At 52.1% G+C, this 22,259-nt stretch carries 22 protein-coding genes and 3 pseudogenes; 19 read left to right on the top strand and 6 right to left on the bottom strand.

Annotation, left to right across the window (positions count from 1 at the left end):
- Positions 1 to 590: 590 nt before the first annotated feature.
- The 5 genes and pseudogenes from BOW52_RS14740 (at position 591) to BOW52_RS14715 (ending at position 6,333) form a co-directional block, all read left to right on the top strand.
- Complete coding sequence (locus BOW52_RS14740) at positions 591 to 1,319, top strand: 7TMR-DISMED2 domain-containing protein (RefSeq protein WP_135622480.1); 729 nt, start codon at positions 591 to 593, stop codon at positions 1,317 to 1,319.
- Positions 1,204 to 2,508, top strand: a pseudogene (locus BOW52_RS14735) (diguanylate cyclase). The gene BOW52_RS14740 and the pseudogene BOW52_RS14735 overlap by 116 nt, the downstream one beginning before the upstream one ends.
- A 664-nt stretch (positions 2,509 to 3,172) precedes the next feature.
- On the top strand, positions 3,173 to 3,946 hold the full coding sequence (locus BOW52_RS14725) for a hypothetical protein (protein WP_078484841.1): 774 nt from the start codon (positions 3,173 to 3,175) through the stop codon (positions 3,944 to 3,946).
- 391 nt (positions 3,947 to 4,337) lie between these two features.
- The gene (locus tag BOW52_RS14720) at positions 4,338 to 5,738 is read left to right on the top strand and encodes an ATP-binding protein (RefSeq protein ID WP_236725766.1); all 1,401 of its coding nucleotides are present in this window, start codon (positions 4,338 to 4,340) and stop codon (positions 5,736 to 5,738) included.
- Between the two features lie 151 nt (positions 5,739 to 5,889).
- On the top strand, positions 5,890 to 6,333 hold the full coding sequence (locus BOW52_RS14715) for a hypothetical protein (protein ID WP_135622477.1): 444 nt from the start codon (positions 5,890 to 5,892) through the stop codon (positions 6,331 to 6,333).
- Positions 6,334 to 6,543: 210 nt separating this feature from the next.
- Here the strand turns inward: BOW52_RS14715 and BOW52_RS17935 are convergent.
- Positions 6,544 to 7,508: pseudogene (locus BOW52_RS17935) on the bottom strand (cytochrome-c peroxidase).
- 715 nt (positions 7,509 to 8,223) lie between these two features.
- Between BOW52_RS17935 and BOW52_RS14700 the strand changes: the two are divergent.
- Complete coding sequence (locus BOW52_RS14700; RefSeq protein ID WP_078484838.1) at positions 8,224 to 8,652, top strand: DUF4399 domain-containing protein; 429 nt, start codon at positions 8,224 to 8,226, stop codon at positions 8,650 to 8,652.
- An 82-nt stretch (positions 8,653 to 8,734) separates the two neighbouring features.
- On the opposite strand, the gene BOW52_RS14695 is transcribed toward BOW52_RS14700, so the two are convergent.
- The gene (locus BOW52_RS14695) at positions 8,735 to 9,145 is read right to left on the bottom strand and encodes a sulfur globule family protein (RefSeq protein ID WP_078484837.1); all 411 of its coding nucleotides are present in this window, start codon (positions 9,143 to 9,145) and stop codon (positions 8,735 to 8,737) included.
- 396 nt (positions 9,146 to 9,541) lie between these two features.
- On the opposite strand from BOW52_RS14695, the gene BOW52_RS14690 reads away from it, so the two are divergent.
- Both BOW52_RS14690 and BOW52_RS14685 read left to right on the top strand, forming a co-directional pair.
- A complete protein-coding gene (locus BOW52_RS14690) occupies positions 9,542 to 9,931 on the top strand; it encodes a hypothetical protein (protein WP_135622474.1) in 390 nt (129 codons plus the stop codon).
- A gap of 46 nt (positions 9,932 to 9,977) precedes the next feature.
- Positions 9,978 to 10,460, top strand: coding sequence for a GreA/GreB family elongation factor (locus BOW52_RS14685; protein ID WP_078484835.1), 483 nt, complete (start codon positions 9,978 to 9,980; stop codon positions 10,458 to 10,460).
- Between the two features lie 41 nt (positions 10,461 to 10,501).
- Here the strand turns inward: BOW52_RS14685 and BOW52_RS14680 are convergent, their stop codons facing one another.
- The gene (locus BOW52_RS14680) at positions 10,502 to 11,089 is read right to left on the bottom strand and encodes a DUF502 domain-containing protein (protein WP_078484834.1); all 588 of its coding nucleotides are present in this window, start codon (positions 11,087 to 11,089) and stop codon (positions 10,502 to 10,504) included.
- A 211-nt stretch (positions 11,090 to 11,300) separates the two neighbouring features.
- Here BOW52_RS14680 and BOW52_RS14675 point away from each other — a divergent pair, with 211 nt between their 5' ends.
- Positions 11,301 to 12,575 (top strand): O-acetylhomoserine aminocarboxypropyltransferase/cysteine synthase family protein, encoded by a 1,275-nt coding sequence (locus tag BOW52_RS14675; protein WP_078484833.1) that lies wholly within the window; start codon positions 11,301 to 11,303, stop codon positions 12,573 to 12,575.
- Between the two features lie 225 nt (positions 12,576 to 12,800).
- The gene (gene cspE, locus BOW52_RS14670) at positions 12,801 to 13,004 is read left to right on the top strand and encodes a transcription antiterminator/RNA stability regulator CspE (RefSeq protein WP_078484832.1); all 204 of its coding nucleotides are present in this window, start codon (positions 12,801 to 12,803) and stop codon (positions 13,002 to 13,004) included.
- Between the two features lie 133 nt (positions 13,005 to 13,137).
- Here the strand turns inward: cspE and BOW52_RS14665 are convergent, their stop codons facing one another.
- Together BOW52_RS14665 and BOW52_RS14660 are read right to left on the bottom strand one after the other, a co-directional pair.
- Entirely contained in the window at positions 13,138 to 13,611 is a 474-nt protein-coding gene (locus BOW52_RS14665) for an NADAR family protein (RefSeq protein WP_078484831.1), read from the bottom strand.
- 22 nt (positions 13,612 to 13,633) lie between these two features.
- Positions 13,634 to 14,512, bottom strand: coding sequence for a bile acid:sodium symporter family protein (locus BOW52_RS14660; RefSeq protein ID WP_078484830.1), 879 nt, complete (start codon positions 14,510 to 14,512; stop codon positions 13,634 to 13,636).
- 168 nt (positions 14,513 to 14,680) lie between these two features.
- Between BOW52_RS14660 and BOW52_RS14655 the strand changes: the two genes are divergently transcribed.
- The 8 genes and pseudogenes from BOW52_RS14655 (at position 14,681) to BOW52_RS14615 (ending at position 21,321) form a co-directional block, all read left to right on the top strand.
- Positions 14,681 to 15,316 (top strand): YehS family protein, encoded by a 636-nt coding sequence (locus tag BOW52_RS14655; RefSeq protein ID WP_078484829.1) that lies wholly within the window; start codon positions 14,681 to 14,683, stop codon positions 15,314 to 15,316.
- Between the two features lie 36 nt (positions 15,317 to 15,352).
- Entirely contained in the window at positions 15,353 to 15,688 is a 336-nt protein-coding gene (locus tag BOW52_RS14650) for a hypothetical protein (protein ID WP_078484828.1), read from the top strand.
- A 162-nt stretch (positions 15,689 to 15,850) separates the two neighbouring features.
- On the top strand, positions 15,851 to 16,132 hold the full coding sequence (locus tag BOW52_RS14645) for a hypothetical protein (RefSeq protein WP_172840371.1): 282 nt from the start codon (positions 15,851 to 15,853) through the stop codon (positions 16,130 to 16,132).
- A 221-nt stretch (positions 16,133 to 16,353) separates the two neighbouring features.
- On the top strand, positions 16,354 to 17,034 hold the full coding sequence (locus BOW52_RS14640; RefSeq protein ID WP_078484826.1) for a spermine/spermidine synthase domain-containing protein: 681 nt from the start codon (positions 16,354 to 16,356) through the stop codon (positions 17,032 to 17,034).
- 102 nt (positions 17,035 to 17,136) lie between these two features.
- A pseudogene (locus tag BOW52_RS17930) lies at positions 17,137 to 18,042 on the top strand (diguanylate cyclase domain-containing protein).
- A 165-nt stretch (positions 18,043 to 18,207) separates the two neighbouring features.
- Positions 18,208 to 19,398 (top strand): histidine kinase dimerization/phospho-acceptor domain-containing protein, encoded by a 1,191-nt coding sequence (locus BOW52_RS17790; protein WP_078484823.1) that lies wholly within the window; start codon positions 18,208 to 18,210, stop codon positions 19,396 to 19,398.
- A complete protein-coding gene (locus BOW52_RS14620; protein WP_078484822.1) occupies positions 19,280 to 19,945 on the top strand; it encodes an ATP-binding response regulator in 666 nt (221 codons plus the stop codon). The genes BOW52_RS17790 and BOW52_RS14620 overlap by 119 nt, the downstream gene beginning before the upstream one ends.
- A gap of 104 nt (positions 19,946 to 20,049) precedes the next feature.
- Positions 20,050 to 21,321 carry an Lcl C-terminal domain-containing protein gene (locus BOW52_RS14615; protein ID WP_078484821.1) on the top strand — a complete coding sequence of 424 codons (1,272 nt, stop codon included), beginning with the start codon at positions 20,050 to 20,052 and terminating at the stop codon, positions 21,319 to 21,321.
- A gap of 8 nt (positions 21,322 to 21,329) precedes the next feature.
- On the opposite strand, the gene BOW52_RS14610 is transcribed toward BOW52_RS14615, so the two are convergent.
- Positions 21,330 to 21,842, bottom strand: a complete 513-nt coding sequence (locus tag BOW52_RS14610) for an FKBP-type peptidyl-prolyl cis-trans isomerase (RefSeq protein ID WP_078484820.1) — start codon at positions 21,840 to 21,842, stop codon at positions 21,330 to 21,332.
- A gap of 197 nt (positions 21,843 to 22,039) precedes the next feature.
- Here BOW52_RS14610 and BOW52_RS17785 point away from each other — a divergent pair, with 197 nt between their 5' ends.
- The gene (locus BOW52_RS17785; protein ID WP_269087667.1) at positions 22,040 to 22,168 is read left to right on the top strand and encodes a hemerythrin domain-containing protein; all 129 of its coding nucleotides are present in this window, start codon (positions 22,040 to 22,042) and stop codon (positions 22,166 to 22,168) included.
- Positions 22,169 to 22,259 lie beyond the last annotated feature (91 nt).

The raw sequence follows: 22,259 nt of genomic DNA, 5'->3' as shown, positions 1-22,259 counted from the left end.
TGATTACGCAACGTACGCAGGACGGTCGGGGCGCCGTAGGCATAAACGGTCGCGTGAAGTTTTTGCTGTTTGCTTGGGCTTGGATGCCCAAAACAAACTTTCGCAAAAATAGCGACTCCCCGGGTTGCAGTACTTCCTGTGATGGAGGCAGCAGGGATATTAAGACCAGCAGAACAGCAATTATAAGACCGAGGTTTCGGCAGAATACCTGTCTGTGACTGTGAAAACCTGGGGAGAATATTCTGATCGGCTAGTCGAATTATTTCCTCTTACAATATTTAGATCGGGTATAATCCGTCGTCGATCGAGTACTTCCATCGCTGACCGCCATGGATAGCGAAGCGAAGGCGGTTAGTCCGCGATAGTCGACGTCGGGGCGCCGTAGGCATAAACGGTCGCGTTAAGTATTTGCCGCTTGCTTGGGCTTGGATGCCCAAAACATGCTTCCGCAAAAATAGCGACTCCCCGGCTCACAATCGAAATGGCCCCACCTCTCTGTGAACGCAAAGTCCGATATTGGTCTGAATGATTATGAGCCAGCCCAGCGGTTTGGTCGCGAATCTGCTGCGTCTCGTAAGCAAACCGGAAGTATGAAACTACTTGCCTGTCAGCTGCTTCTTCTATTTTCGTTTTTCACCAGCCCCCAGCTGATCGCCGCAGTTCAGCTTGAGTCTGTCATGTCTGGCCTGAGTGTGGCGGATGAGATGACGATTATTGAGGATCGCGATAGTAGTCTGACGATTGAGAAACTACTTGAGCGCACAGACCCGGAGCAGCATCACAATAGTCGCCGAGTGAAGACCTTCAAGGGGATGAGCCGGTCGGTATGGTGGGTCGTTATTGATGTTGAGAATAGTAGCGGTGAGCGAATCGACTGGATGTTGGAGTCTGTTCACCCCCATACCGACTATCTGGATCTCTACCACGTCGATGCGTCGAGCACGATAACGGTACTGAAGACGGGCGACAGACGTCCCTTTAGCGATCGTAAGGTTGCCTCCGAGACCTTTGTCTTCCCGCTCGCTACACCCGCTCAGTCGAAAGAGCGGATAGTGCTGCGTTTTGACTATGCAGATCTCGGTATTGTTGAGCTGGCAACCCGAATCTGGGATCCCGACTCCTTCCATGAAAGTAAAACCATCGTCTATGCGCTCTATGGAATTCTGATTGGTGGTGCGATCTTTGCAATTATCTTTAATCTAATTGTCCATATACCAACCCAGTTCACGACCTTCTATCTGGTATCTCGCCTATCTCACAACCGCCGTCATCGGCTTCCTGGCCAACACAGGGGCGGGTCACCAGTTTTTTTGGAATGAATCGGCCTATTTAACCGACTCCGTGCACTTTATTGGAAATGCTCTGGCCTTCGGTTTCGCGGTTCAGTTTAGCCGCGTTTTTCTCAAAACCGAGATGTTGATGCCGCGTGCAGATTATCTGTTGAAGTTGTTGATGATCATGTCAGCTACAGGTGGGATCAGTTTCATACTCGGTTATCGGGATTTCTCTGCACAGATTCTGATGCTGACGGTCCTGTCGCTCTCTATCATGCCGCTGTTTGGGCTGTGGGTCTGGAAGGTGCTTGAGAGAACTGAAGCGCGTTGGTACGTCGCGGCCTGGAGTGTCTGGAGTGTTGCTGTCGTAATTCTCTTATGTCGCATAATCGGTCTAATTGAGATGAATGACTACGCCATCTGGGCTGCTCGCATGGGACTGCTGCTGGAGTCGGTGTTGCTGGGTATGGCGCTGGTCGATCAGGTCAATGAGCTGCGCAAGGATAAATTCACCGCAGAGGAAAAGCTGATCGAATATCTGGGTGAGTCGAATGCGGTCCTGGAGCAGAGGGTAGCGCTACGCACGCAAGAGTTGGAGCAGGCGAGAGAGGCGGCTGAGGCGATGGCTGAAACCGATGCCCTGACGGGTGTTGGCAATCGGCGCCACTTCATCAATCGGGGTGAAGAGATGATTAAGCAGGCAAGACGGGTTGGCTATCCCCTCTCGCTGCTAATGTTCGACATCGATCACTTTAAGAAGATCAACGATGGGGCGCCGTAGGCATAAACGGTCGCGTTAAGTATTTGCCGCTTGCTTGGGCTTGGACGCCCAAAACAAGCTTCCGCAAAAATAGCGACTCCCCGAAGCAAAGGACACGCCGCCGGTGATGTGGTGATAAAAGAGGTTGCCCAGATCAGTAAAGACCGGATACGCACAACCGACATATTGGGGCGTATTGGGGGTGAGGAGTTTGCCGTTATTCTGGTCGGTACCGGACTGGAGGAGGCCAGTGATATTGCAAATAGTCTGCGTAAGCAGTTTGCAGAGGGCTGTCTCGATACCTCGTTTGGTGAGATCTGTTTTAGCGCCAGTTTTGGCGTGACATCAATGGGTTCGCAGGACACAACGCTTGATGAGTTGCTCGAACACGCCGATGATGCGCTCTATCTTGCCAAGGCAAAGGGGCGTAACTGTGTTGAGGTGTCCAGCGTTGATGATCTTAGTAAAGAATAGTCAATGGTGAGTGTGCCCGCATAATGTGAAAGTTGCAGGATGTCATTAACAGTTGTTAAGAATAATGCCCACAGAGTCCATTCGTTGATAGCTGGTTTAATCAACCTTTTTGAAACTTATTAGCCTTGCTCCTTCAAGTTCGCTGATTTTATCATGTAGAGATCCCAGCTTTCTGTAGGTGTATAGGAGCATGCAAGCTTTGGCTGATATCGAATAGTTACTGTTTCGGACAACTATCCGGGTTTTTCAATACCAATTCTGTGTGAATAATCAGTCACCACACACTGAACGATTAGCGAGTCTCTTTGTATTACCAGTTGTATACATTTCCACAAGCTTGCTCAAATTCACCAAGTTTTCCCTGTAATGAGGGTAAATAAAAGCGAGTAATTAATGCCTACCTTTGATATTACTACGGGATTATTGAATCGCTGCTGAAAAGGATGCGTTCGCCGGTTGAAAGAACTGCCGCGTACTTCGCCAGACATCACGAGTTAAGTACACCTATGTTCTACAGCATCAGGAAAGTTATCCCGTTCAGCGCCTGTGTCATGTGCTGGGTCTCTCACGAACGATTATAAAAAGCCAGATGCTTGTTACACAAAAGTTCTGTCGCTATATTCAATCTGATTAAGTAATCCTACGTACATTGATTGGTGTCATAATGACCGCCATGCACAAGACGGTCGTTATCCAGTCCCACTGTTCCCCGCTTCCCTATCCCTGGCTTGAGTCCTGCCTTTCATCCGTTCGTGACTGGTGTGAGATCTGTGGGTATGAGTATCAGTTTATGGGGGATGAGCTATTCGATGCCGTACCTGCGCATCTGCTGAAGAAGACAGAGGAGCAACGGGTTATTGCAACGGACCTTGCTCGGCTCTCTGTTTTACAGGCTGCACTTGAGCGTGGTTATGAGACAGCTATCTGGCTCGATGCCGATTTTCTGATCTTTAAGCCAGCGGAGTTTAAGTTACCTGATCAGGGCTATGCCGTTGGACGCGAGGTTTGGGTACAACACGATAAGAGTAGAAAGCTGAAGGTCTACAAGAAAGTTCACAACGCCTTTTTGATGTTTCGCAAAGAGAATAGCTTTCTCGACTTCTACAGGGAGACGGCCGAACGTCTGCTGGTACAGAATAGTGGGCCGATGCCTCCTCAGTTTATCGGACCCAAGCTACTGACAGCTCTGCACAATGTTGCGGTGCTTCCTGTGATGGAGTCAGCAGGGATGTTAAGCCCATTGGTAATTAAAGATGTTCTTAAGGGTGGAGGCGATGCATTGAGCCGCTTTGTCGTCAACTCAGACCAGCCGATCACTGCAGCGAATCTCTGCTCATCCTGTTGTCGCAGTGGTGAAGTCTCCAGTCAGGAGATGGAGCATCTGATTGAGAGGTTATTGAAAGAACCGGGTTTTATCCTCAACGCTCGTGGTCTATAGTGAGTCTAAAGTCGTCTCTAATTATTGTGGTTTTTTGTCGGCCTTGTTGAGTGACGATTGACTAGCTAAAGTTAGATCAGATTGTAGATGTCACCCTATTCTAGGAATAGTAGCCGCTGGATTCTTGTGACCGATCGACATAACGAAAAAGCCACATTCTAAAGTCATCCACCCACTCATCATTTAGGGTTTACTTCACTGTTTGTTCTGGTGGTGATGATATGGGGTGTCAATTTCTTCTTCTCTTATAAGCTCTATGAGAATCTGGAAAATAATGTTATTTCCGGTAAGAAGATGCAGTTGATGAGTAACATGATTGTGACGGTTAGGCAGCGCTCAAAAATCACCAATCAGATGCTTCACTGAGGGAGTTGTGTAGAGCCGCGAAGAGGTGATTACGCAACGTACGCAGGACGGTCGGGGCGCCGCAGGCATAAACGGTCGCGTGAAGTTTTTGCCGCTTGCTTGGGCTTGGATGCCCAAAACATGCTTCCGCAAAAATAGCGACTCCCCGAATGAGCTGTTGATGAAGCTCGATTCCCAGGCAAGCACCTATACCGTCCAACGCGAAACATTTCTTGCCCTTCCGCTCACCGAAGATGAGCGCAATAGATCTGCCCAGCAGGACGTTCTTGTGTGCGATATTGTCCCCAGGTTGCGTCACGCTGCTGAATTGGCGATGACGGGTGAGGATGAAGATTTTAACGAATCGAAAAGAATTCTTTATGACGATGTGATGCCGAGACAGGAGCAACTGATAAGCAATTATATGCATATCCTTGAGGAGCAGAAGAACCATATCCTGAACTCTTCGAATAACTCCATTGCAGAGAGCAAGAGCGTCTACTTTGTCAATTTTATGATTATCTTCGTTGTTATATTCATGATATCGATAATTGCCAGAGGAACCATCAGAAAGATAACGAATATTGAGTCGGAGTTGTCTAATGCCAGTGAAGAGAAAAGCAATCTAATAACGAAGCTTGAAGAGGCGCAAAGCCAACTTCTTCAATCTAAAAAATTAGCCTCTGTTGGTCAGTTGGCCGCAGGTGTGGCTCATGAGATAAACAATCCGATCGGTTATGTGAATTTAAACATTAGTACCATATCGGTAGATCTTCTCGAGATATTTAGACTTCTTGATCTTTATGGTGCTGCGGATGAAGTGATTAAAAACGAGGCCGCTATTTTTGAGCCAATCCAGCGTTTAAAGGAGCATCTTGATCTTGAGTATCTTAAAGATGACATCATTGATGCATTGAAAGAGTCAAACGAAGGTATTAGCCGAGTTACAAAAATCGTTCAATATCTGAAGGAGTTTTCACATGTCGATCAGCAGAGCGACTGGGTGTTTGCTGATCTTCAGAGTGCATTGGATACTACGCTTAATATCGCCAATAACGAGATTAAATACAAAGCCAGTGTGATCCGAGAGTACGGTGAAATACCAAAGGTCGAGTGTATTCCGTCGCAATTAAATCAGGTGTTTCTGAATCTGATTGTTAATGCGGCACATGCGATAGAAAAGCAGGGAACAATAACGATCAGAACAAGAGTGGACAGGGACAGTGTAATCATTGAGGTGTCGGATGATGGTTGTGGTATTCCCGAAGATATCCAGCATCGAATATTCGATCCCTTTTACACCACCAAGCAGGTGGGTGAAGGGACTGGGCTTGGTCTATCTCTCTCGTATGGAATCATTCAAAATCACAACGGTGATCTAAGTGTCGAAAGTGAACCAGGTAAGGGCACAACGTTCACAATCAGATTGCCGCTAGAGCAATCCTAGCGGCGTCGAATCGAGATAAGAACGCATTGCCTGGAATTTAACCGTCCTAACCGAATCCGGTTTGATGAATTCGGTGACTGAATGGTTGTTGGTCATGCCTTAGGAGGCGTACTATTACGCTTTGTCTGATTACTAAGGCGTGGTGGTGATTGTGAGTGGTATTAAGAGAGAGTGGCTGGCTGCCATGGTTTATCTGCTGATTCTGGTGCTGGTGGTCAATGTGCACTTCATAGGTCTGGCCGATCTGAACGTGTACGGTATCAATATCTCCCTCTACAGCACCTTCGCCTACATCTTCTATTGCCTCATTCTGGTGGGTTATAAGGATGATTATGTACGCCACCATATGATCGTCTCTGTCGGTACCTTCTTTGTCTACTTCTTCCTCAGCAGTCTCTACAGCGGCATGATGTTTGTGCTCGGTTATGAGGTCAATGTAATCAGCTGGGCACTGCTCAAGAATGCCAACTTTGGCGGTTGGGTTGCCATCGCACCGCTGCTGGCGATTTTGGTGCATACCGCCATGTCGGCTGTTCGTGGCATCAAGTTAAGTCTGGATGGCAAGGATCCCCACGGGAAGCTTGCGGCTGAATAACTCGATTAGCAGATATTGATCAATGTCGCGCCCTGTATCTAAGGGGGCGGTATTAGCAATCGCCAGTCAGCACTACTCCCGTTGAGCGACCACGGGGGGCGAGCCTTTAGAAAAAGAGCGCTGTATGTTCAGGCTGCCAGTTACGTAAAAAGCCTATCCAGGCGGGTGCCAATGCGCGCCCATTAGCAACATGTTAAACATCAGCATGCCTCACTGATCGCTGAGAGTCTCAAGAAATTCGACGATATCGGCGATTTCGTTATTCGTTAAACCCAGCTCACCGATACTCGCAAAATCGTCCACGTTATCACTTACCTCCGGTGGGTCTGGGAAGGTGGTGTCTCTGGTGTTGTAGAACTCAACCACCTCGGTGAGCGATGTAAAGACGCCGTTGTGCATGTAGGGGGCGGTGATGGCGATGTTGCGCAGGGTGGGTGTTCTGAACCGCCCATTGTCGCGCGCGCGACCGGTGACATCACCGCGGCCGTTGTCGATGAAGGGGCCGAGTATGGTGATGAGTGTGGGGTTGGCGGGCACGCCGATGTTACGAAACTCGAAGTCTGAGAAGAGTTGCTCGTCGATGTCTACGGTATTGTGGCAGAGGATGCACTGCGCCTTACCATTGAAGAGCCGTTCTCCACGCGCCTCGGCAAGGGTGAAGAGGATTGTACCGTTCTGCACCTGATCGAACTTCGAGCTAAAGGGCGAGAAGGTTTCAGTGCGTTCGAAGGCAGCGATGGCATCGGCGATCAGGTCGTAGGCGATCTCTGCATCGTCGAGTGATCCTGCACCGAAGATCGCCTCAAAGTCGCTTGCGTAACTCGACGCCCTGACCAGGGCGACCACATCCTCCTTGCTGGCGTTGTTCATCTCGACCGGGTTGAGGAAGGGCCCTTTGCCTGCTCCTCCAGGGTGTCGGCACGGCCGTCGAGGAACTGCCCGCCTATGAAGGCCTGACGTGTGGTGCCGTCCGGCAGTGTGCGGGTAACAGTCTGTGGTTCGGGTATGGGTGCCGCGTAGCCGGTGGTGGGTGAGTTGCGGTTGCCAATGCTGCTGCCATCAGCGCCGAGTGAGGTGGGGTCGCCACTATCGGGATCGTCGAAGCCGACACCGATGGTGTGGCAGCTGGCGCAAGACTGGCTGGGAGGCGAGGAGAGGTTGTCGTCGTTATAGATCAGGCCTCCGAGTGTCTCGATATCGGTGGTTATAGTCGTTTCAGTGGCTTCATCTATGGTTTCGGTGTTGGTGTCGCTTGCTGCGGTGTCCGCGGCCTCAATGGAGACGCCAGAACTGCCGGGGCGCCGTAGGCATAAACGGTCGCGTTAAGTATTTGCCGCTTGCTTGGGCTTGGACGCCCAAAACAAGCTTCCGCAAAAATAGCGACTCCCCGAACGCAGTGAGAGTATTTCGGGCATCCTCTCCTGCGATCTTTGTTGTTGAGTACTGTGGCAAGTCTCACTCGGTTGGCAATCACGCGTTTTATCGATGGAGTCATGTGCAGGTGGGCGTGCCATGGAAGGCAGGGTGAGTAGACACAGCATTAGAAGCAGGGTGCTTTGTTTACTTTTCATCGATATCTCCAGGTAGGTTGGCTGCCACATTGCAGAGCAATCGCGCTATGCACGTAATGGAGATTAGTGTGAGAGTTTGTAGGAAATGTGGAGAGAAGAAGGAGATTGAGAGGGATGATGAAATGGTACTGAAGATTGGCTGTTTTCTATCCGTCTGGGAATGGCATAAAACACGGCTATACTTGCGTTGCTGATGCTTGGTTTGGACGATCGGAAGGGACAACCGGTGCTATCAGTGCAGGGTTATTGAGGCTTTTATCGATCACATCTCATTCGACTCAATGAGTAGAGTCGTCTAAGAATGAAGAGGAGGCGGCCCATGTCACTAAAACCATTCGTAGCTGTTGTAGCGCTGGCCGGACTAATCATCTCTCTCGCGTCGGCCGCTGATCAAACACCATCACCCGAAGGTGCACAGGTCTACATCATTTCACCCGCCAACGGTGAACGTGTGAGTAGTCCGGTGACTGTGAAATTCGGTTTGCAGGGTATGGGGGTTGCACCCGCTGGAGTCGAAAAGGCCAAAACAGGCCACCACCATCTGTTGGTGGATGTAATGGATCTTCCAGCGCTGGATAGACCACTCCCGTCCGACGCCAACCACAAACACTTTGGCGGTGGACAGACTGAGACGACCATCGAGCTTTCAGCGGGTAGACACACCCTGCAGCTGATCGTCGGCGATAAGAGCCATATCCCACACAAACCGCCGATTATGTCGGAGAAGGTTATGATTATTGTTAAGTAGTGTTTGTTAGCTGAAGGTCGTGTTGGAGACATAAAAAACGGGGGGCAAGTGGCCCCCGTTTCTATCTGCTTAACAGTAAAGTTTACTGTGCAGGAGGTGCTACTGGTGCAGGTGCTGCGCCGTAAGGTGCGCCATAACCGTAAGGAGCAGGTGCGCCATAGCCGTAAGGAGCGCCGTAACCGTAAGGAGCGCCGCCGTAACCACCGTAACCGTTGTTGCCGTTATAACCGTTGTAACCGTTATAGGCATTGTTGCCTGCGCCGTTACCGTAGCCTGAGCCATTACCACGGCCTGAACCGTTCATGCTGAAACCGAAGTCACCGCCGCCGTCACCAGCACCATAGCCGTTACCGTAGCCGTTGTTGTTGCCGTTACCCCAACCGTTGTTGTTGCCATTGCCCCAACCATTGTTGTTGAACGGTCCCCACCATGCCTGAGTTGCGGTGGCTGCACAGAGAAGGGCTGCGGCGCCCATTACCTTGATCATCTTCATTGTCTATTTCCTTCCAATATAAAATGTGGTCATAACCCAAAAGGTTGCTTGCTTAGACTCATGCCGAAATTCGCTGTCTAATCACTGAGTTAGACCTGAAGGGTGATGGAAGTCACTGCCTGAAGGAAGAACGTGTGAGCGGATACGTGATCGCGGCCGAACCGTGCTCTCCCATCAATGCTTTCTGATGCTCAATGGTTGCAGCAACGAGCGCTCCGGGAGGTGTTCGGGCTAGCTCTAGGCGCTGGGTAAATTCAGTGCCGTGGATTCAGTATAGGGGATGTGGTCTTAAATAGCCCCTCTATGATTAAGCCGCAAAAATGTGTGGTTAATCAGTGCCTGTTGGCAGTGTTACACTCGCGCGCATTCCCTCTCAACACTTGAGTCTTTCGATATATGAGTTCGATACGTCTATTCATGATCGCAGTAGCGATCCCTCTATTGATGGCCTGTTCACCTCACCCTGGGGCTGCCAACTGGCATGTTGCCGAGGAGACTAGAGCCGAAATTGCAGCTGAGTTTGCCCGGATCGAGGTCGACTTTGAGGGGCGGGCGACTATCTTTGCCGCCGTTGAAGAGGGGCAGGCCGTCAGTCACGACCTGGCAACGGCCGGTAGACGCTGTTTCTGGGGTGGAGTGGATGCACAGACGGTCGGATTGACCTGTGCGTTGGCCGCTGATAGTGCGATTGAAGAGCACTACATGCTGCGGGTCAGTAGTGAGACAGGTATGGCCGATCTGATTCAGGATGGCGTTGTGTTGGGCCAGTTTGTACGTCAGCCGTAATTTCTGAGATGCCAGATACGATGCCTGACTGGTTCGCTCGCAGCATTTGGATAAGAAACTACTTCACGAGGTGTTACTGCAGAGGCTCGAATCCGTCTGCCATGTTGCCAATGCGGCGGCAATGGTTGCCTACAAGGCTGCGACTGATGACGAGAATGTGGCAGAGAACAAATATGACACCTTAGGGCTGGAGGCCTCCTACCTGGCGCAGGGTCAGGCGCAACGCGTTGCCGAGTGCGAGGCCGATCTGGCCACTTATAAACAGTTGGTAGCTGAAAGTTTCTCAATGGAGAGATCGATCTCCATCGGTGCAGTAATCAAACTGCTCGATGAGCATGACGAAGAGCGTTACCTCTATATGGGGCCGTCAGCAGGTGGGGTGAAGTTTGATTTTGAAGCGATTGAGATCACGGTGATTACACCCTCTTCACCACTGGGGCAGGCGTTGATGGGCTGTCGTGTCGATGACGAAGTATCGGTTGATGTGGCTGGCAAGCGGCAGCTATTTGAGATCGTAGCCCTCTATTAATCGGTGACACCTTAATGACGGCAGGTATAAGCCACCGCCATCTATTCGATATTCTGGCCGGTAATTCCCGCCGTAAGCACAAAACGCATCGCCTCATCACGGCTCATCTGTAGTGGTCTCAGATCATCACGCGAAACAAGAATAGTGTAACCACCCACCATGTAGCTCATCGGCAGATAGACCAGTACCGAATCGCGGTCACGGAAAGAGGGGGGCAGACGCTGTGGATCGTCCTGGGTGATAAAGCCGACCAGCTCGATGCCTTTGAAGGTGACAGCGACTACCTGACCCAGCCCCTCTTTTTTTGGCGAGAAGAAATCGAAGAAATCACGAAAGGCGCGATAGACCGATTTGATCAGTGGCAGCTGGTAGAGCAGCTTCTCACCCAGGCCAAAGAGTTGGCGGACCAGATAGGCATTCATCATCAGGCCAACAAAGAAAACCACCACGACTCCAACAAGCATCCCCAGTCCGGGAAAGTAGATATCCTCAACCAAAACGCGCTTAAGCAGACCGCCCATTAGCTCCTCAGAGGTCATTGCTAGCCAGTAGAGCAGGTAGATGGTGAGTACGATCGGCAGCAGGGTGATAAAGCCGGTGAGCAGTGTTCGGCTTAAATACTTAAACATGGGGCATCCTCTTGTGGTCGCTACGCTTCATCCGTCTATCTATCTTAAGTGGACGACGTGGCAGTAGCTATACAGTTTTTCTTTCATCGTGGTGCTCTGTTAGCGTTTGATTATGGACTTTCTATAGCATGAGGGTCTGTTTAAAGATCAGAACCATTAGTGCTATCTTCTAGCCTCTCTCGAGATAACCTCAACAAAAAAATGGCGCCAAATGAAACTTGAATCCCTCGCACTGCATCACGGGTACGAATCTGAAGCCACCACCAAGGCTGCGGCCGTGCCGATCTACCAGACCACCTCCTATGCCTTTGATAATACGCAACATGGCGCAGACCTTTTTGACCTGAAGGTGCCGGGGAATATCTACACCCGCATCATGAATCCGACCACCGATGTACTTGAGCAGCGCCTTGCAGCAATGGAGGGCGGGATCGCCTCGCTGGCGGTTGCCTCAGGCATGGCGGCAATCACCTACGCGATCCAGGCAATCTGCGATGTCGGCTCTAACATCGTTAGCACCAGTCAACTCTATGGCGGCACCTACAATCTCTTTGCACACTCACTGCCACGCCAGGGTGTCGAGGTCCGCATGGTCTCGGCCGATGATTTTGAAGGTTTTGAGAAGGCGATCGATGAGAATACCCGTGCCATTTTCTGTGAGTCGATCGGTAATCCGGCTGGCAATGTGGTCGATATCGAAAGGATTGCGGAGATCGGCCACAAACATGGCGTACCGCTGATGGTCGATAACACCGTGGCAACCCCGTTTCTCTGCAAACCCTTCGAACACGGTGCCGATATCGTTATCCACTCACTGACCAAATATATCGGCGGACACGGCACCTCAATCGGCGGCATCATCATCGACTCCGGCAAGTTCGACTGGGCGGGCAACAAGGAGCGCTTCCCGATGCTCAACGAGCCAGACCCCTCCTATCACGGCGTGGTCTACACCGAGGCGCTGGGTCCAGCGGCCTTTATTGGTCGCTGTCGTGTAGTCCCACTGCGAAATACCGGCGCGGCACTCGCGCCACACAGCGCCTTCCTGCTGCTGCAGGGTCTGGAGACGCTGGGGCTGCGCATGGAGCGCCACTGTGAGAACGCCGAGAAGCTGGCTGCCCATCTGCAAAACCACGACAAGGTGACCTGGGTGAAGTACGCCGGGCTGGCCGATAGTGAACACAACGCAACCTGTCAGAAGATCACTGGTGGCAAGGCGTCGGGCATTCTTAGCTTCGGCGTAAAGGGGGGTGCCAAGGGCGGTGAACAGTTTATCGATGCGCTGCAGATGATTCTGCGTCTGGTCAATATCGGTGATGCCAAGTCTCTCGCCTGCCATCCCGCCTCCACCACTCATCGCCAGTTGAGCGAGGAAGAACTCGCCTCAGCCGGTGTCAGTGAGGATCTGGTGCGTATCTCTGTCGGTATTGAGAACATCGATGACATTATCGCCGATGTCGATCAGGCGCTAGCCTGTGTGAGCTGAGTAAGCACAGGAGTTGGGGTTAGGGGTGCATGGTGTTGAAAATGAACCTTTTGTGAGGTTCAAAATATCACTGGAATATAGGAAAGGGATATCCTATAGTTACCTTCGCTACAGAACTTGTTATTGGATTTAGGCAGTTAGATACAAATGCTCCTCGAAAACCCTTCTCATCTCCTGTATGCACAACCCGTAAATTTTGTTTCATTTGTTAAAAGGTAAATAGTCATGGCTACAGGTACTGTTAAGTGGTTCAACGAGTCTAAAGGTTTCGGTTTCATCTCTCAGGACGACGGCGGCGCAGACGTGTTTGTACACTTCAGCGCAATCACCGGTTCTGGTTTTAAGACCCTTGCTGAGGGTCAGGCAGTTTCGTTCGACGTCGAGGACGGCCCTAAGGGTCCCCAGGCAAGCAACGTAGTTGCAGCGTAACTCGTAGAGTATTAGGCGCCACTACGGCGTCTTAAGCTTTACACAAAGGGCAGGTGCTCCCAGCTCTCCTGATGGAAGGTTGGGGCATCTGCCCTTTTTTGTGTCCGAGGTTTAGGGAGGCTGCGCGCAGCGATCAGGTTTCGCTGGCACTCGCCTCTTCACGTAGCTTGTTACGGACGTTCATCAGTACCTCGCCATAGCGGTTGTCCCCGCGGGCATCGCGGCCACAGCCCCAGAAGTAGTCGTATTGGCTGGTCTCAACGATCCGTAGCTCACCGGTGGCCTGTAGTGCGGCGGCGACTTCAGGATGGCTACGGCACTTGATGTAGATGGCTCGGGTCATGACCGTTACCCGGATCTTGTTCCAGTCCTTGCGTATATGGCGCCTGTGTTTCTTCGCCAGCTTGGCGGTGTCGCTCGGGTGCGGAGTGGAGCGGATCGACTCGCGAACCTCTCCATCTTCAAACTTCATACCGTGGTAGTAGTGCTCGACAGAGGGCCAGCTCTCGCCATCGAGTTCAAAGCCGTGTCTGGAGAAGGAGGCTAATGGATTGTCGGCATCGGAGCGGGCTACGTAGATCACCTTCTTATCGGTGGCATTGAACATGGTGGTGGGCCTGTGTGGCTGTTTATGAGGTGGTTGCGGTGGTGCGATATCGGCGACTCATCAGTGCGATGAATGCCCCGGCACTGAAGAACATCAGGATTGAGTAGATCACCGGCGGCACTGCCAGGGCGGGATTCAGCAGGATGCTGGTGGCAATGATGATACCGAGGGTACCGTTCTGAACCCCGACCTCGATACTGATGCAGGTGGTCTGTGACTGATTGAGGCGGAAGAAACGGGCGGTGTAGAAGCCAATCGCCATGGTGGCGAGGTTAAGGGTGATTGCCACCGGGCCTAGTTTGAGCATGTTTTCCTGAATCATCGCCGACTCCTTGAGGATGATCATTACGATCAGTGCAGCAAGGAACAGGGTGGAAAGTATCTTGACGGTGGTCTGGCTACGTAGGGCAAAGTTGGGTGCCTTGGCACGGATCACCATGCCGAGTGAGACCGGGATGAGGGTGATCAGTGCGATCTGAATGATGGTCTTCACTACCGGCAGCTGAAACTCACTGCCGACGTGTGTGAAGTGCTGCAGGGCGAAGTTGACCACTAGCGGAATGGAGAAGACGGTGATCAGGCTGGTGACGGCGGTCAGAGTGATCGAGAGGGCCGCATCACCACGGGCCAGATGGGTCATCAGATTTGAGGTGGCGCCGCCAGGGCAGGCGGCAATGATCATGAAGCCGACGGCAAGTTCAGGCGGCAGTTGAAACAGCTGTACCAGTGCAAAGGCGAACAGCGGCAGCACGATCAATTGGTTAGCGAGGCCAATGGTAACGGCACGTGGATAGCGCAGCACCCGGCGAAAATCGTCCACAACCAGTGAAAGTCCCATACCGAGCATGATGATGGCGAGGCTGAGTGGTAGAATGACGGTGGTGATTGTAGAGGCTTCCATACGCGTTCCCTGTTCTTCTTTGAGTTGTTTTGCGACCGGCAAAGTTTACGACAGTTGCCCGAGTGGTGCGATGTAACCTGCCTACCTCGTCTATATTCAGTTAACAGAGATTACTCACCCATCATGGCGTTCCGACGTCCAATTCACTGATTTAACAAGAGACTATTTGTGAACAACAACGATATTTTGCGCCGTCTTCGTTACACCTTCGACCTGCAGGACTGGAAGGTGGTTGAGATCTTTGCACAGGCCGATTTCGAGGTGACTCGAGCTGAGGTGATGTCTTGGTTGAAGAAGGATGAAGATGCCGATTTCCGTGAGTGCAATGATATGCGTATGGCGGCCTTCCTCAACGGCTTTATCAACAGCAAACGTGGCAAAAAAGAGGGTGAGCAGCCCAAGCCGGAACAGCGTCTGGACAACAACGCGGTGTTTAGAAAGCTGAAAATTGCGCTCGACCTCAAGGCTGAAGATATCATTGAGACCATGACGCTGGCCGATGCGCATATCAGCAAACATGAGCTGAGCGCCTTCTTCCGCAAGCCGGGACATAAGAACTACCGCGAGTGTAAGGATCAGGTGCTACGGCTCTTCCTGAAGGGGCTGCAGATCAAACACCGAGGTGATGAGTTCACCAAGCGTGACTCCGCACCCAAGGATGACAGTCGCCCCAAGGGTGGTGAGAAGCCTAACCGGTATAACGAAAAACCCAGCGCCACAGACAAGCCAAAGCGTGATGCGGAGTCGAAGCCGAAGACAAAGCCCAAGTCGGTCTGGGATACCAGTACCTTTAACAAGAAGTAGCGCTGCTACAGTCGAGATACAGGCGGGAATAGATCGATGGCCAAGATGCCAAATGCACGGCGTGACTGGGGTAAGGAGGCCTTCAGTGAGAGTTTCAAGCGTGAAATGGAGTGTTTCAGAAAAGATGTGCTACCACTCGCCGAGGCGATTGATGAGGGCAATACCGTCTTCGATAACGACCTGGGCGTGGTAATCAACGAGATCGGCGATGATGAACAGCAGATCAAGGTCCGTGTCGGAGTCTTCTTTGCACAGATCGTCTTCTGCGTTAGCTGTGGTGAGGGGCCGCCGATCGATGAGGCCTACTGCGAGATGTGGGTGAGTATCGATAAATCGACTGCTGAGACGCAATTTACCCTGATCAAGGATTAAATGCCGAGGATTCATTTCTCATTTACGAATGTTTCCACGCTGAAGTGGAGTTGAACTAAAGCCGCTTATACATTACAAACAGAACGTCGAAAGCAGGCGTCGGATCTTATTCTCGTGTATCGCTATTTTCTGCAAATTGCGCTGATCTCACTGGTGTCGTTGATGGTTGTAATCATTAACCTGCCAGCCGCCTTGATCGATAAGCTCGGTTTCGATCCCGCCGCTATCAAGGGGGCGCTGCTGGTGATGATCTTTATCGGACTGCTCGTCTACCGTGCACTGGCATTGGTGATGCTCACGGCGGTCGTTGCACTGGGGGCAAACCTGCCAGCAGAGTTGGCTGAACTCTGGGGAATTAATCGCGGGATACTGATCTTTATTCTGGTTGTGATGATCATCATACCGCTCTACCTGCGCTGGAAACGCGACACCAGTCTCTGGTAGTCGTCACATACCATCTTCTTTCTAATGCGCCGTGGGGTTTGGTGTGTGTCGATACCCTGTCACAGTGATCAGAACGGAAACCCACCCGGCACTCATCTAGACGTATCGCGTTCACAGCGCATTTCGATTCCATCTGAGGGAGAATAGGCAGCCACACCTCGGAGTGCCTGCAGTGATGGACTCCGATCCTGAAGGATTACCGCAACAAATGTGAGATCACCATGCGACCCTGGGAACTACTCGATACCGCTAGCGTGCCCGGTGAGGGGAGTGAGCTGCGACTCTACCGCCGTGGTGATGAGTATTCGATCAAGTCGGGTCTCGTCGAGCTGATGAATAGCCGCGTCCACGGTTCAGAGGATGCGTTGGCTGAACTGGCCTGTCGGCAGCTTGTCGATCATAAACAATCAAAGGTGTTGATTGGCGGGCTGGGTATGGGTTTCACCCTCGCAGCAGCGCTGCAAAATCTGGGGGCTGAGGCAGAGCTGGAGGTTGCCGAACTGGTGCCTGCGGTGGTGGCCTGGAACAGAACCCTGCTGGCAGAGGTCGCGGGTAAACCGCTCAATGATAAAAGAGTTTCGGTACACGAGGGTGACGTGGGTCAGCTGATCCGCTCTCAGTCGAGTCATTACGATGCGATTCTGCTCGATGTCGACAACGGCCCCGAGGGGCTGACACGCAAAGAGAACGATGCGCTCTACAGTCCGGCGGGATTGAAAGCAGCAATGCGTGCGCTTCGTCCTGGTAGTCTGCTGGGGGTCTGGTCGATCAGCCCCGATCGCGGTTTTAGTGAGCGGCTGAAACGGGCAGGTTTTGCAGTCGAGGAGCATCGTGCACGAGCCCGTGGTCGTCATGGCGGTGGACGGCATATGATCTGGCTAGGAAAAAAGGGTCAGGCATAGTCGCTGACGGCTTCAACCGTCGCACGCAAGATCGAAGCGAAATTACTGTCGATAAAGTGTGGTATCTCGCGCGCGAAAAAGTGCTGTGCTTATAATCATTCCATGATCTGGAACTCGATTTTCATCATGACACTGATCGATCTGCTGATCATCGGTGTCTTTCTCTACGTCGTTTTCACCTGTTATCGCCATACCGATACCTTGCGTGAGCTTGGTGTCTATCGATTGATGTTAATCACCATCGCAGGTCTGGGTGTGATCGCACTCTTCTACATGGTTGATCTTGCAACCATGCATCTCTTCCCATTAGTGATGCCAATGGCCCGCGCCATGGAGATCATGCATGAACTCCATCTGAACTATATGTGGGTGGTATCACTGGTGGGCGTTGGTCTACTGGTGGTAGGACTCTCCCGCCTGATTCGGGTGATGCTGCCAAAGATTGCCAGCCTGCTGCAGGAGAATCTTTCGGTCCAGGAGAAGCTGGAGCGGTTAGCAGGAACCGATACGCTGACGAATCTGCCAAACCGTCGCCTCTTCTATCAGCAGATGGAGCGAGTAGTTGCACTTGCCGAACGTTCGAAAGAGCGGATGGCGTTGCTGTTTCTAGATCTGGACGGTTTTAAACCGGTCAACGACCAGCTGGGTCATGAGGCAGGTGATTAAATTCTCATAGAGGTGGCGCGGCGTATGACCGATGAGTTGCGATTCGCCGACTCAGTAGCGCGTTTCGGTGGTGATGAATTTGTGGTGAGTCTCAGCAATATACGAGATCGTGAGGCCGCCTCTCTGGTGGCTCAAAAGCTGATCAATCGATTGAGACAACCCTACCAGCTTCAGGGTAATGAGATTGAGATCGGAATTAGTGTCGGAATCTGTATCTACCCCGATAATGGTGATTCCATCGATAGCCTGATTCATTCTGCCGATAGTGCCATGTACCAGGCGAAGCAGAGCTGTGGGAATAGTAGTCGTGTATTTGAGAAGGTCAGCTCGGACAAGGTCTGAACCTTTGTGCACCGGAATGGGGGCTGTGACTCCTCTTACGATCTGAGGTTGGTCGTATTTGGTGTATTATTGATCCACTAATATTGAGCTAATCCCTGATCCCTAATGAGTGGCGTATCCCTGTATCAATTACAGCGCCACAGCTTGGCAGAGTCGCGGTTGTAGATGGCGTTTAAAGATATTTTGAAAAGTGGTTTTACCTTCGACAAGAGCGAAGCGGACCTGGTATTCAAATTTAAAATCCTCAACACCATCATGGTGATTGCGGCGGTGTTTTCCCTGCTGTTTGCCCTGTTGAGTGATCTCGGTATCAACGATATCGGTGAGATTCACGCCAAGGTCGACTACGTCTACTCGTTTATCTCTATCGCACTGCTGATCTATATCCGTCGCTCCAAGGCCTGTTATGAGAATGTGGCGATCGCCTTTGTCATCCTCTCTTTCTATGTCTTCACCTCGGCGATGATATTTGTACCGGGCGATGAGTTCCGCCTGATCTGGTACTACTTCGTCATCTATATCACCTATGTGCTGCTCGGTGAGCGTGCCGGTGTGTTCATGACGGCGGCGGTTCTGGCGGCGATTGTGATCTGTGCCAATCTGTTCGATCTACAGCTCTCTGAAAACGCGCTGGTGACGGCAGTGCTCGGAATGTTGATTGCCAGCCTGCTCACCCGTAGTTACACCGTACAGATGTCGCACTATGAGAAGGAGCTCAATGCCAAGAACAGTGCGCTGGAGGTGAGTGTTAACGAGCTCGATTCGGCGCTCGGTGAGGCGCAGCAGGCGAGCCGTGCCAAGAGCCTGTTTCTCGCCAATATGAGTCACGAGATCCGTACGCCGATGAACGGCATGCTCGGCATGGTGCAGGTAATGCAGGCGACCGAGTTGAGTGATGAGCAGCAGCACTATCTGGAGACGATTGACCGTTCTGGTAAGAACTTACTCTCGCTGATTGATGAGCTGCTCGATATCTCCAAGATCGAGTCGGGCCGTCTGGAGCTGCTACCCAGACCGTTTGATACCTTCCAGTGGGTAATCGATATCCAGATTCTGACCGAGCCGCTGTTTGAGGGGCGGCGTGTCGATTTCACCACCGAGGTGAGTGAAAAACTGCCTGCGCGATTGATTGCTGATGAGCAGCGGCTGGTGCAGATTATCGTCAATCTGGTCGGTAACGCCTGCAAGTTCACCAGCGAGGGTGATGTGAAGCTCTCCATCGGTGGTGAATTGATCGATGCATCGAACTATCGACTGCTTGTTAACGTCGAGGATAGCGGTATCGGTATCCCCCCTGAGAAGGTGCAGGACATCTTCGACAGCTTTCATCAGATCACCCCCCGAGCGGATCGATAATGAGGGGGTAGGGCTGGGCCTGGCGATCAGCAAACGACTGGTCGATGCGATGCAGGGTCGTCTCGATGTCTCATCGCGTGAGGGGGAGGGGAGCCACTTTGAACTTGAGGTGGTACTACCGATTGCCGAGCAGATTGATGAGAGCGGGGCCACCGAAAGAGATGAGAGTGACCGTAAGCTAACTATCCTGGTGGTCGATGACGATTCAATCAGCCGTCTTGCGGCCACCACCCTTTTGCGCCAGCAGGGGCATGAAGTCTACGAGGCGGAGAATGGTGCGCTGGCGATTGAGATGGTCCACCAGCAGTCATTCGAGGTGGTACTGATGGATGTGCATATGCCGGTGATGGATGGCATCAGTGCTACACGCCAGATTCGGACCGATAGTGATGCGGCGATCGCGGCACTGCCGATCATCGGCCTGACCGCCAGCGTAATGAACGATGAGCGCGAGAACTACATCAAGTCAGGTATGGATGCAGTGGTCGACAAGCCGATTGTGATTGCCAGCCTGACTCGAACTATCCGGCACTGTCTGCGCAGCTAGCGAACAACCCCAATTAGCCAGATCTTCAACCTGCTTTCACCCTAACACCACACTCTCTCCACAGTTGCTCTCGATACTGTCCCCTAAACAAGAGGGAGTGTGTGATGAGAGATGTGGTGACGGTTGTGAGTTCAGTGTTGCTGCTGAGTGGTTGTGTTGGAGGCAGTAGTAGTGTCACGGTGGCGACCGATGAGGTCGATGAGGTGACGGCAGTCGAAGAGGTAGTCTCGAACACGCCCGTAGCAAGCTTTGTTGTCGTCGATGCCGGACAGGACAATTGCTATTCAACCACGGGTGGCGCCATCAGTTGCAGCAGCGCGCCAACGGGTCAGGATGGTGATTATGTGGGGCCGCAGCCCAGTTACACTGATAATGGTGACGAGACGGTCACCGACAATAACACCGGCCTGATGTGGTCAGCGGTAACCATCAATGACGTTACCTTCACCGATGGCGACAGTGTTGCCGCGGCTTCAAGCCACGCCGGTTATATCGACTGGCGAGTCCCGACCATCAAGGAACTCTACTCACTGATCGACTTCAGCGGCTCAACCGGCATGTCTGAGAACGATGCCGTGCCCTATATCGATACCGGCTATTTCGATATGGAGTTCTTCTCCACCGGCACACGGTATATCGATGCACAGTACCTCACCTCAACCGCCTATGTGGGAACCGTTTTCGACGGTCAAGCCGCCTTCTTCGGTGTAAATTTTATCGATGGCCGTATCAAGGGTTATCCGCAATCGGGGGCGTGGAACCTGCGTCTGGTGCGCGGCAGCGAGGCGTTTGAGAATAGCTTTGCCGATAATGGCGACAACACCATTACCGATAGCGCCACCGGCCTGCAGTGGATGCAGCGTGACAGCAGCAGCTTTGCCGGAACGGCAGGAAGTCAGGGTGATGGCCGGGTCGACTGGCGTGAGGCGCTTGCCTGGTGTGAAGGGGTGAGCGATGCGAGCCGCAGTGATTGGCGACTACCCAACGCCAAGGAGTTACAGAGTATCGTCGATTACAGTCGTGCGCCCGATATCAGCGGCACACCCGCCATCGATCCTCTGTTTGAGGTGGTCACCATGCTCGATCCCGATGGCAATACCAACTACCCCTTCTACTGGAGTAGCACCACGCACCTCGATGGTCCTATTGCCGGTGATCATGCTATCTATGTCGCCTTTGGTGAGGCGCAGGGACGTTTCAACGTAGTGACTCAGGCAATCGGTGTGGGAGAGGAGCTGCTCGATGTGCACGGTGCAGGTGCGCAACGCAGCGATCCCAAGTCGGGCAACATTGGTGACTACCCAGACTACTTTGGACCGCAGGGTGATGTGCGCTACGTCTATAACTATGCACGCTGCGTACGTACACCGGGGTAAGTTCGCTGCTACTCAGACTCTTTGTTGCGAGCCATCTCCTGCTGGTAGATCTCGTTAATCTCCTGCACCTCACCACTCTCAAGCTCCTCGGCGATCGCATCGCGTACCTCGACGATGACGATATCGACACTCAGAGTCGTGCCGGCCAACTGTGGGTTGGCATCAATAGTGACGGTCTCCTCATCGAACTTAACGACGGTTACGGGCACTGCGTGGTCGCCGTTTTGTGCCTGGAACAGCATCCCGAGTTCGATCTCTCCCGGCACCTGAAACTGGCTTCGAGGAATCTCCTTGACCAGGCGCTCGTCGCGTTCGCCGTAGCCCTGTTCGGGGGGGAGTGTGATCTGTAACTGCTCACCGGAGCTATGCCCCTCGAGCGCCTGCTCCAGGGCTGGAATCAGCTGGCCGCTGCCCTGAATGAATGAGAGGGCGTCACGGTTATCAGTGGTATCGACCATCTTTCCCGCTTCATCGGTCATGGTGTATTCGATAGTGACGACCTTATCTTTGCTGATCTGCATGGTTTACTCCGGTTCAGTTATTGGGCGTCATTATAGAGCAATCAAGAGCCATACTGGCGAGCTGTTTATTGGAGTAGGTCTATTATTACCCTAGGTTGAGCGACGTTTTTATCGTTGCACATAATGGGTGTTCTCCCGCGACTGAGCAAATAGGTGGTTTGTTCTGGTATAGGTGTTTAATACCTTTGGAGTGAGTTGTGGTTGATCTGGTGTGGCGAAAAATCTATGAGCTCGGAGTTGAGGAGATCGACAATGAGCATAAACAGCTGCTAACGCTGATGCAGGAGATCCAGGCGGCGATCTTGAGAGACGATCTCGACCGCTGACCGCCATGGATAGCGAAGCGAAGGCGGTTAGTCCGCGATAGTCGACGCCGTCTGCCTATTCGTAGTTGAGAGCGAGAGCGAACGACGAAGA

Source organism: Solemya pervernicosa gill symbiont (assembly GCF_002020875.1).
Classification (GTDB): domain Bacteria; phylum Pseudomonadota; class Gammaproteobacteria.
The sequence above is the reverse complement of the archived record's forward strand: the minus strand, read 5'-3'. Positions and strand labels throughout refer to the sequence as shown.

Bases quoted from the DNA above. Each gene is read 5' to 3' on its own strand.
- BOW52_RS14610 (WP_078484820.1), bottom strand. From the start codon at position 21,842: ATGCAGATCAGCAAAGATAAGGTCGTCACTATCGAATACACCATGACC.
- BOW52_RS14680 (WP_078484834.1), bottom strand. From the start codon at position 11,089: ATGTTTAAGTATTTAAGCCGAACACTGCTCACCGGCTTTATCACCCTG.
- BOW52_RS14695 (WP_078484837.1), bottom strand. From the start codon at position 9,145: ATGAAGATGATCAAGGTAATGGGCGCCGCAGCCCTTCTCTGTGCAGCC.
- BOW52_RS14660 (WP_078484830.1), bottom strand. From the start codon at position 14,512: ATGGAAGCCTCTACAATCACCACCGTCATTCTACCACTCAGCCTCGCC.
- BOW52_RS14700 (WP_078484838.1), top strand. From the start codon at position 8,224: ATGTCACTAAAACCATTCGTAGCTGTTGTAGCGCTGGCCGGACTAATC.
- BOW52_RS14650 (WP_078484828.1), top strand. From the start codon at position 15,353: ATGGCCAAGATGCCAAATGCACGGCGTGACTGGGGTAAGGAGGCCTTC.
- cspE (WP_078484832.1), top strand. From the start codon at position 12,801: ATGGCTACAGGTACTGTTAAGTGGTTCAACGAGTCTAAAGGTTTCGGT.
- BOW52_RS14615 (WP_078484821.1), top strand. From the start codon at position 20,050: ATGAGAGATGTGGTGACGGTTGTGAGTTCAGTGTTGCTGCTGAGTGGT.
- BOW52_RS14740 (WP_135622480.1), top strand. From the start codon at position 591: ATGAAACTACTTGCCTGTCAGCTGCTTCTTCTATTTTCGTTTTTCACC.
- BOW52_RS14645 (WP_172840371.1), top strand. From the start codon at position 15,851: ATGGTTGTAATCATTAACCTGCCAGCCGCCTTGATCGATAAGCTCGGT.
- BOW52_RS14725 (WP_078484841.1), top strand. From the start codon at position 3,173: ATGACCGCCATGCACAAGACGGTCGTTATCCAGTCCCACTGTTCCCCG.
- BOW52_RS14640 (WP_078484826.1), top strand. From the start codon at position 16,354: ATGCGACCCTGGGAACTACTCGATACCGCTAGCGTGCCCGGTGAGGGG.
- BOW52_RS14675 (WP_078484833.1), top strand. From the start codon at position 11,301: ATGAAACTTGAATCCCTCGCACTGCATCACGGGTACGAATCTGAAGCC.
- BOW52_RS14620 (WP_078484822.1), top strand. From the start codon at position 19,280: ATGCATCGAACTATCGACTGCTTGTTAACGTCGAGGATAGCGGTATCG.
- BOW52_RS17790 (WP_078484823.1), top strand. From the start codon at position 18,208: ATGGCGTTTAAAGATATTTTGAAAAGTGGTTTTACCTTCGACAAGAGC.
- BOW52_RS14690 (WP_135622474.1), top strand. From the start codon at position 9,542: ATGAGTTCGATACGTCTATTCATGATCGCAGTAGCGATCCCTCTATTG.
- BOW52_RS14665 (WP_078484831.1), bottom strand. From the start codon at position 13,611: ATGTTCAATGCCACCGATAAGAAGGTGATCTACGTAGCCCGCTCCGAT.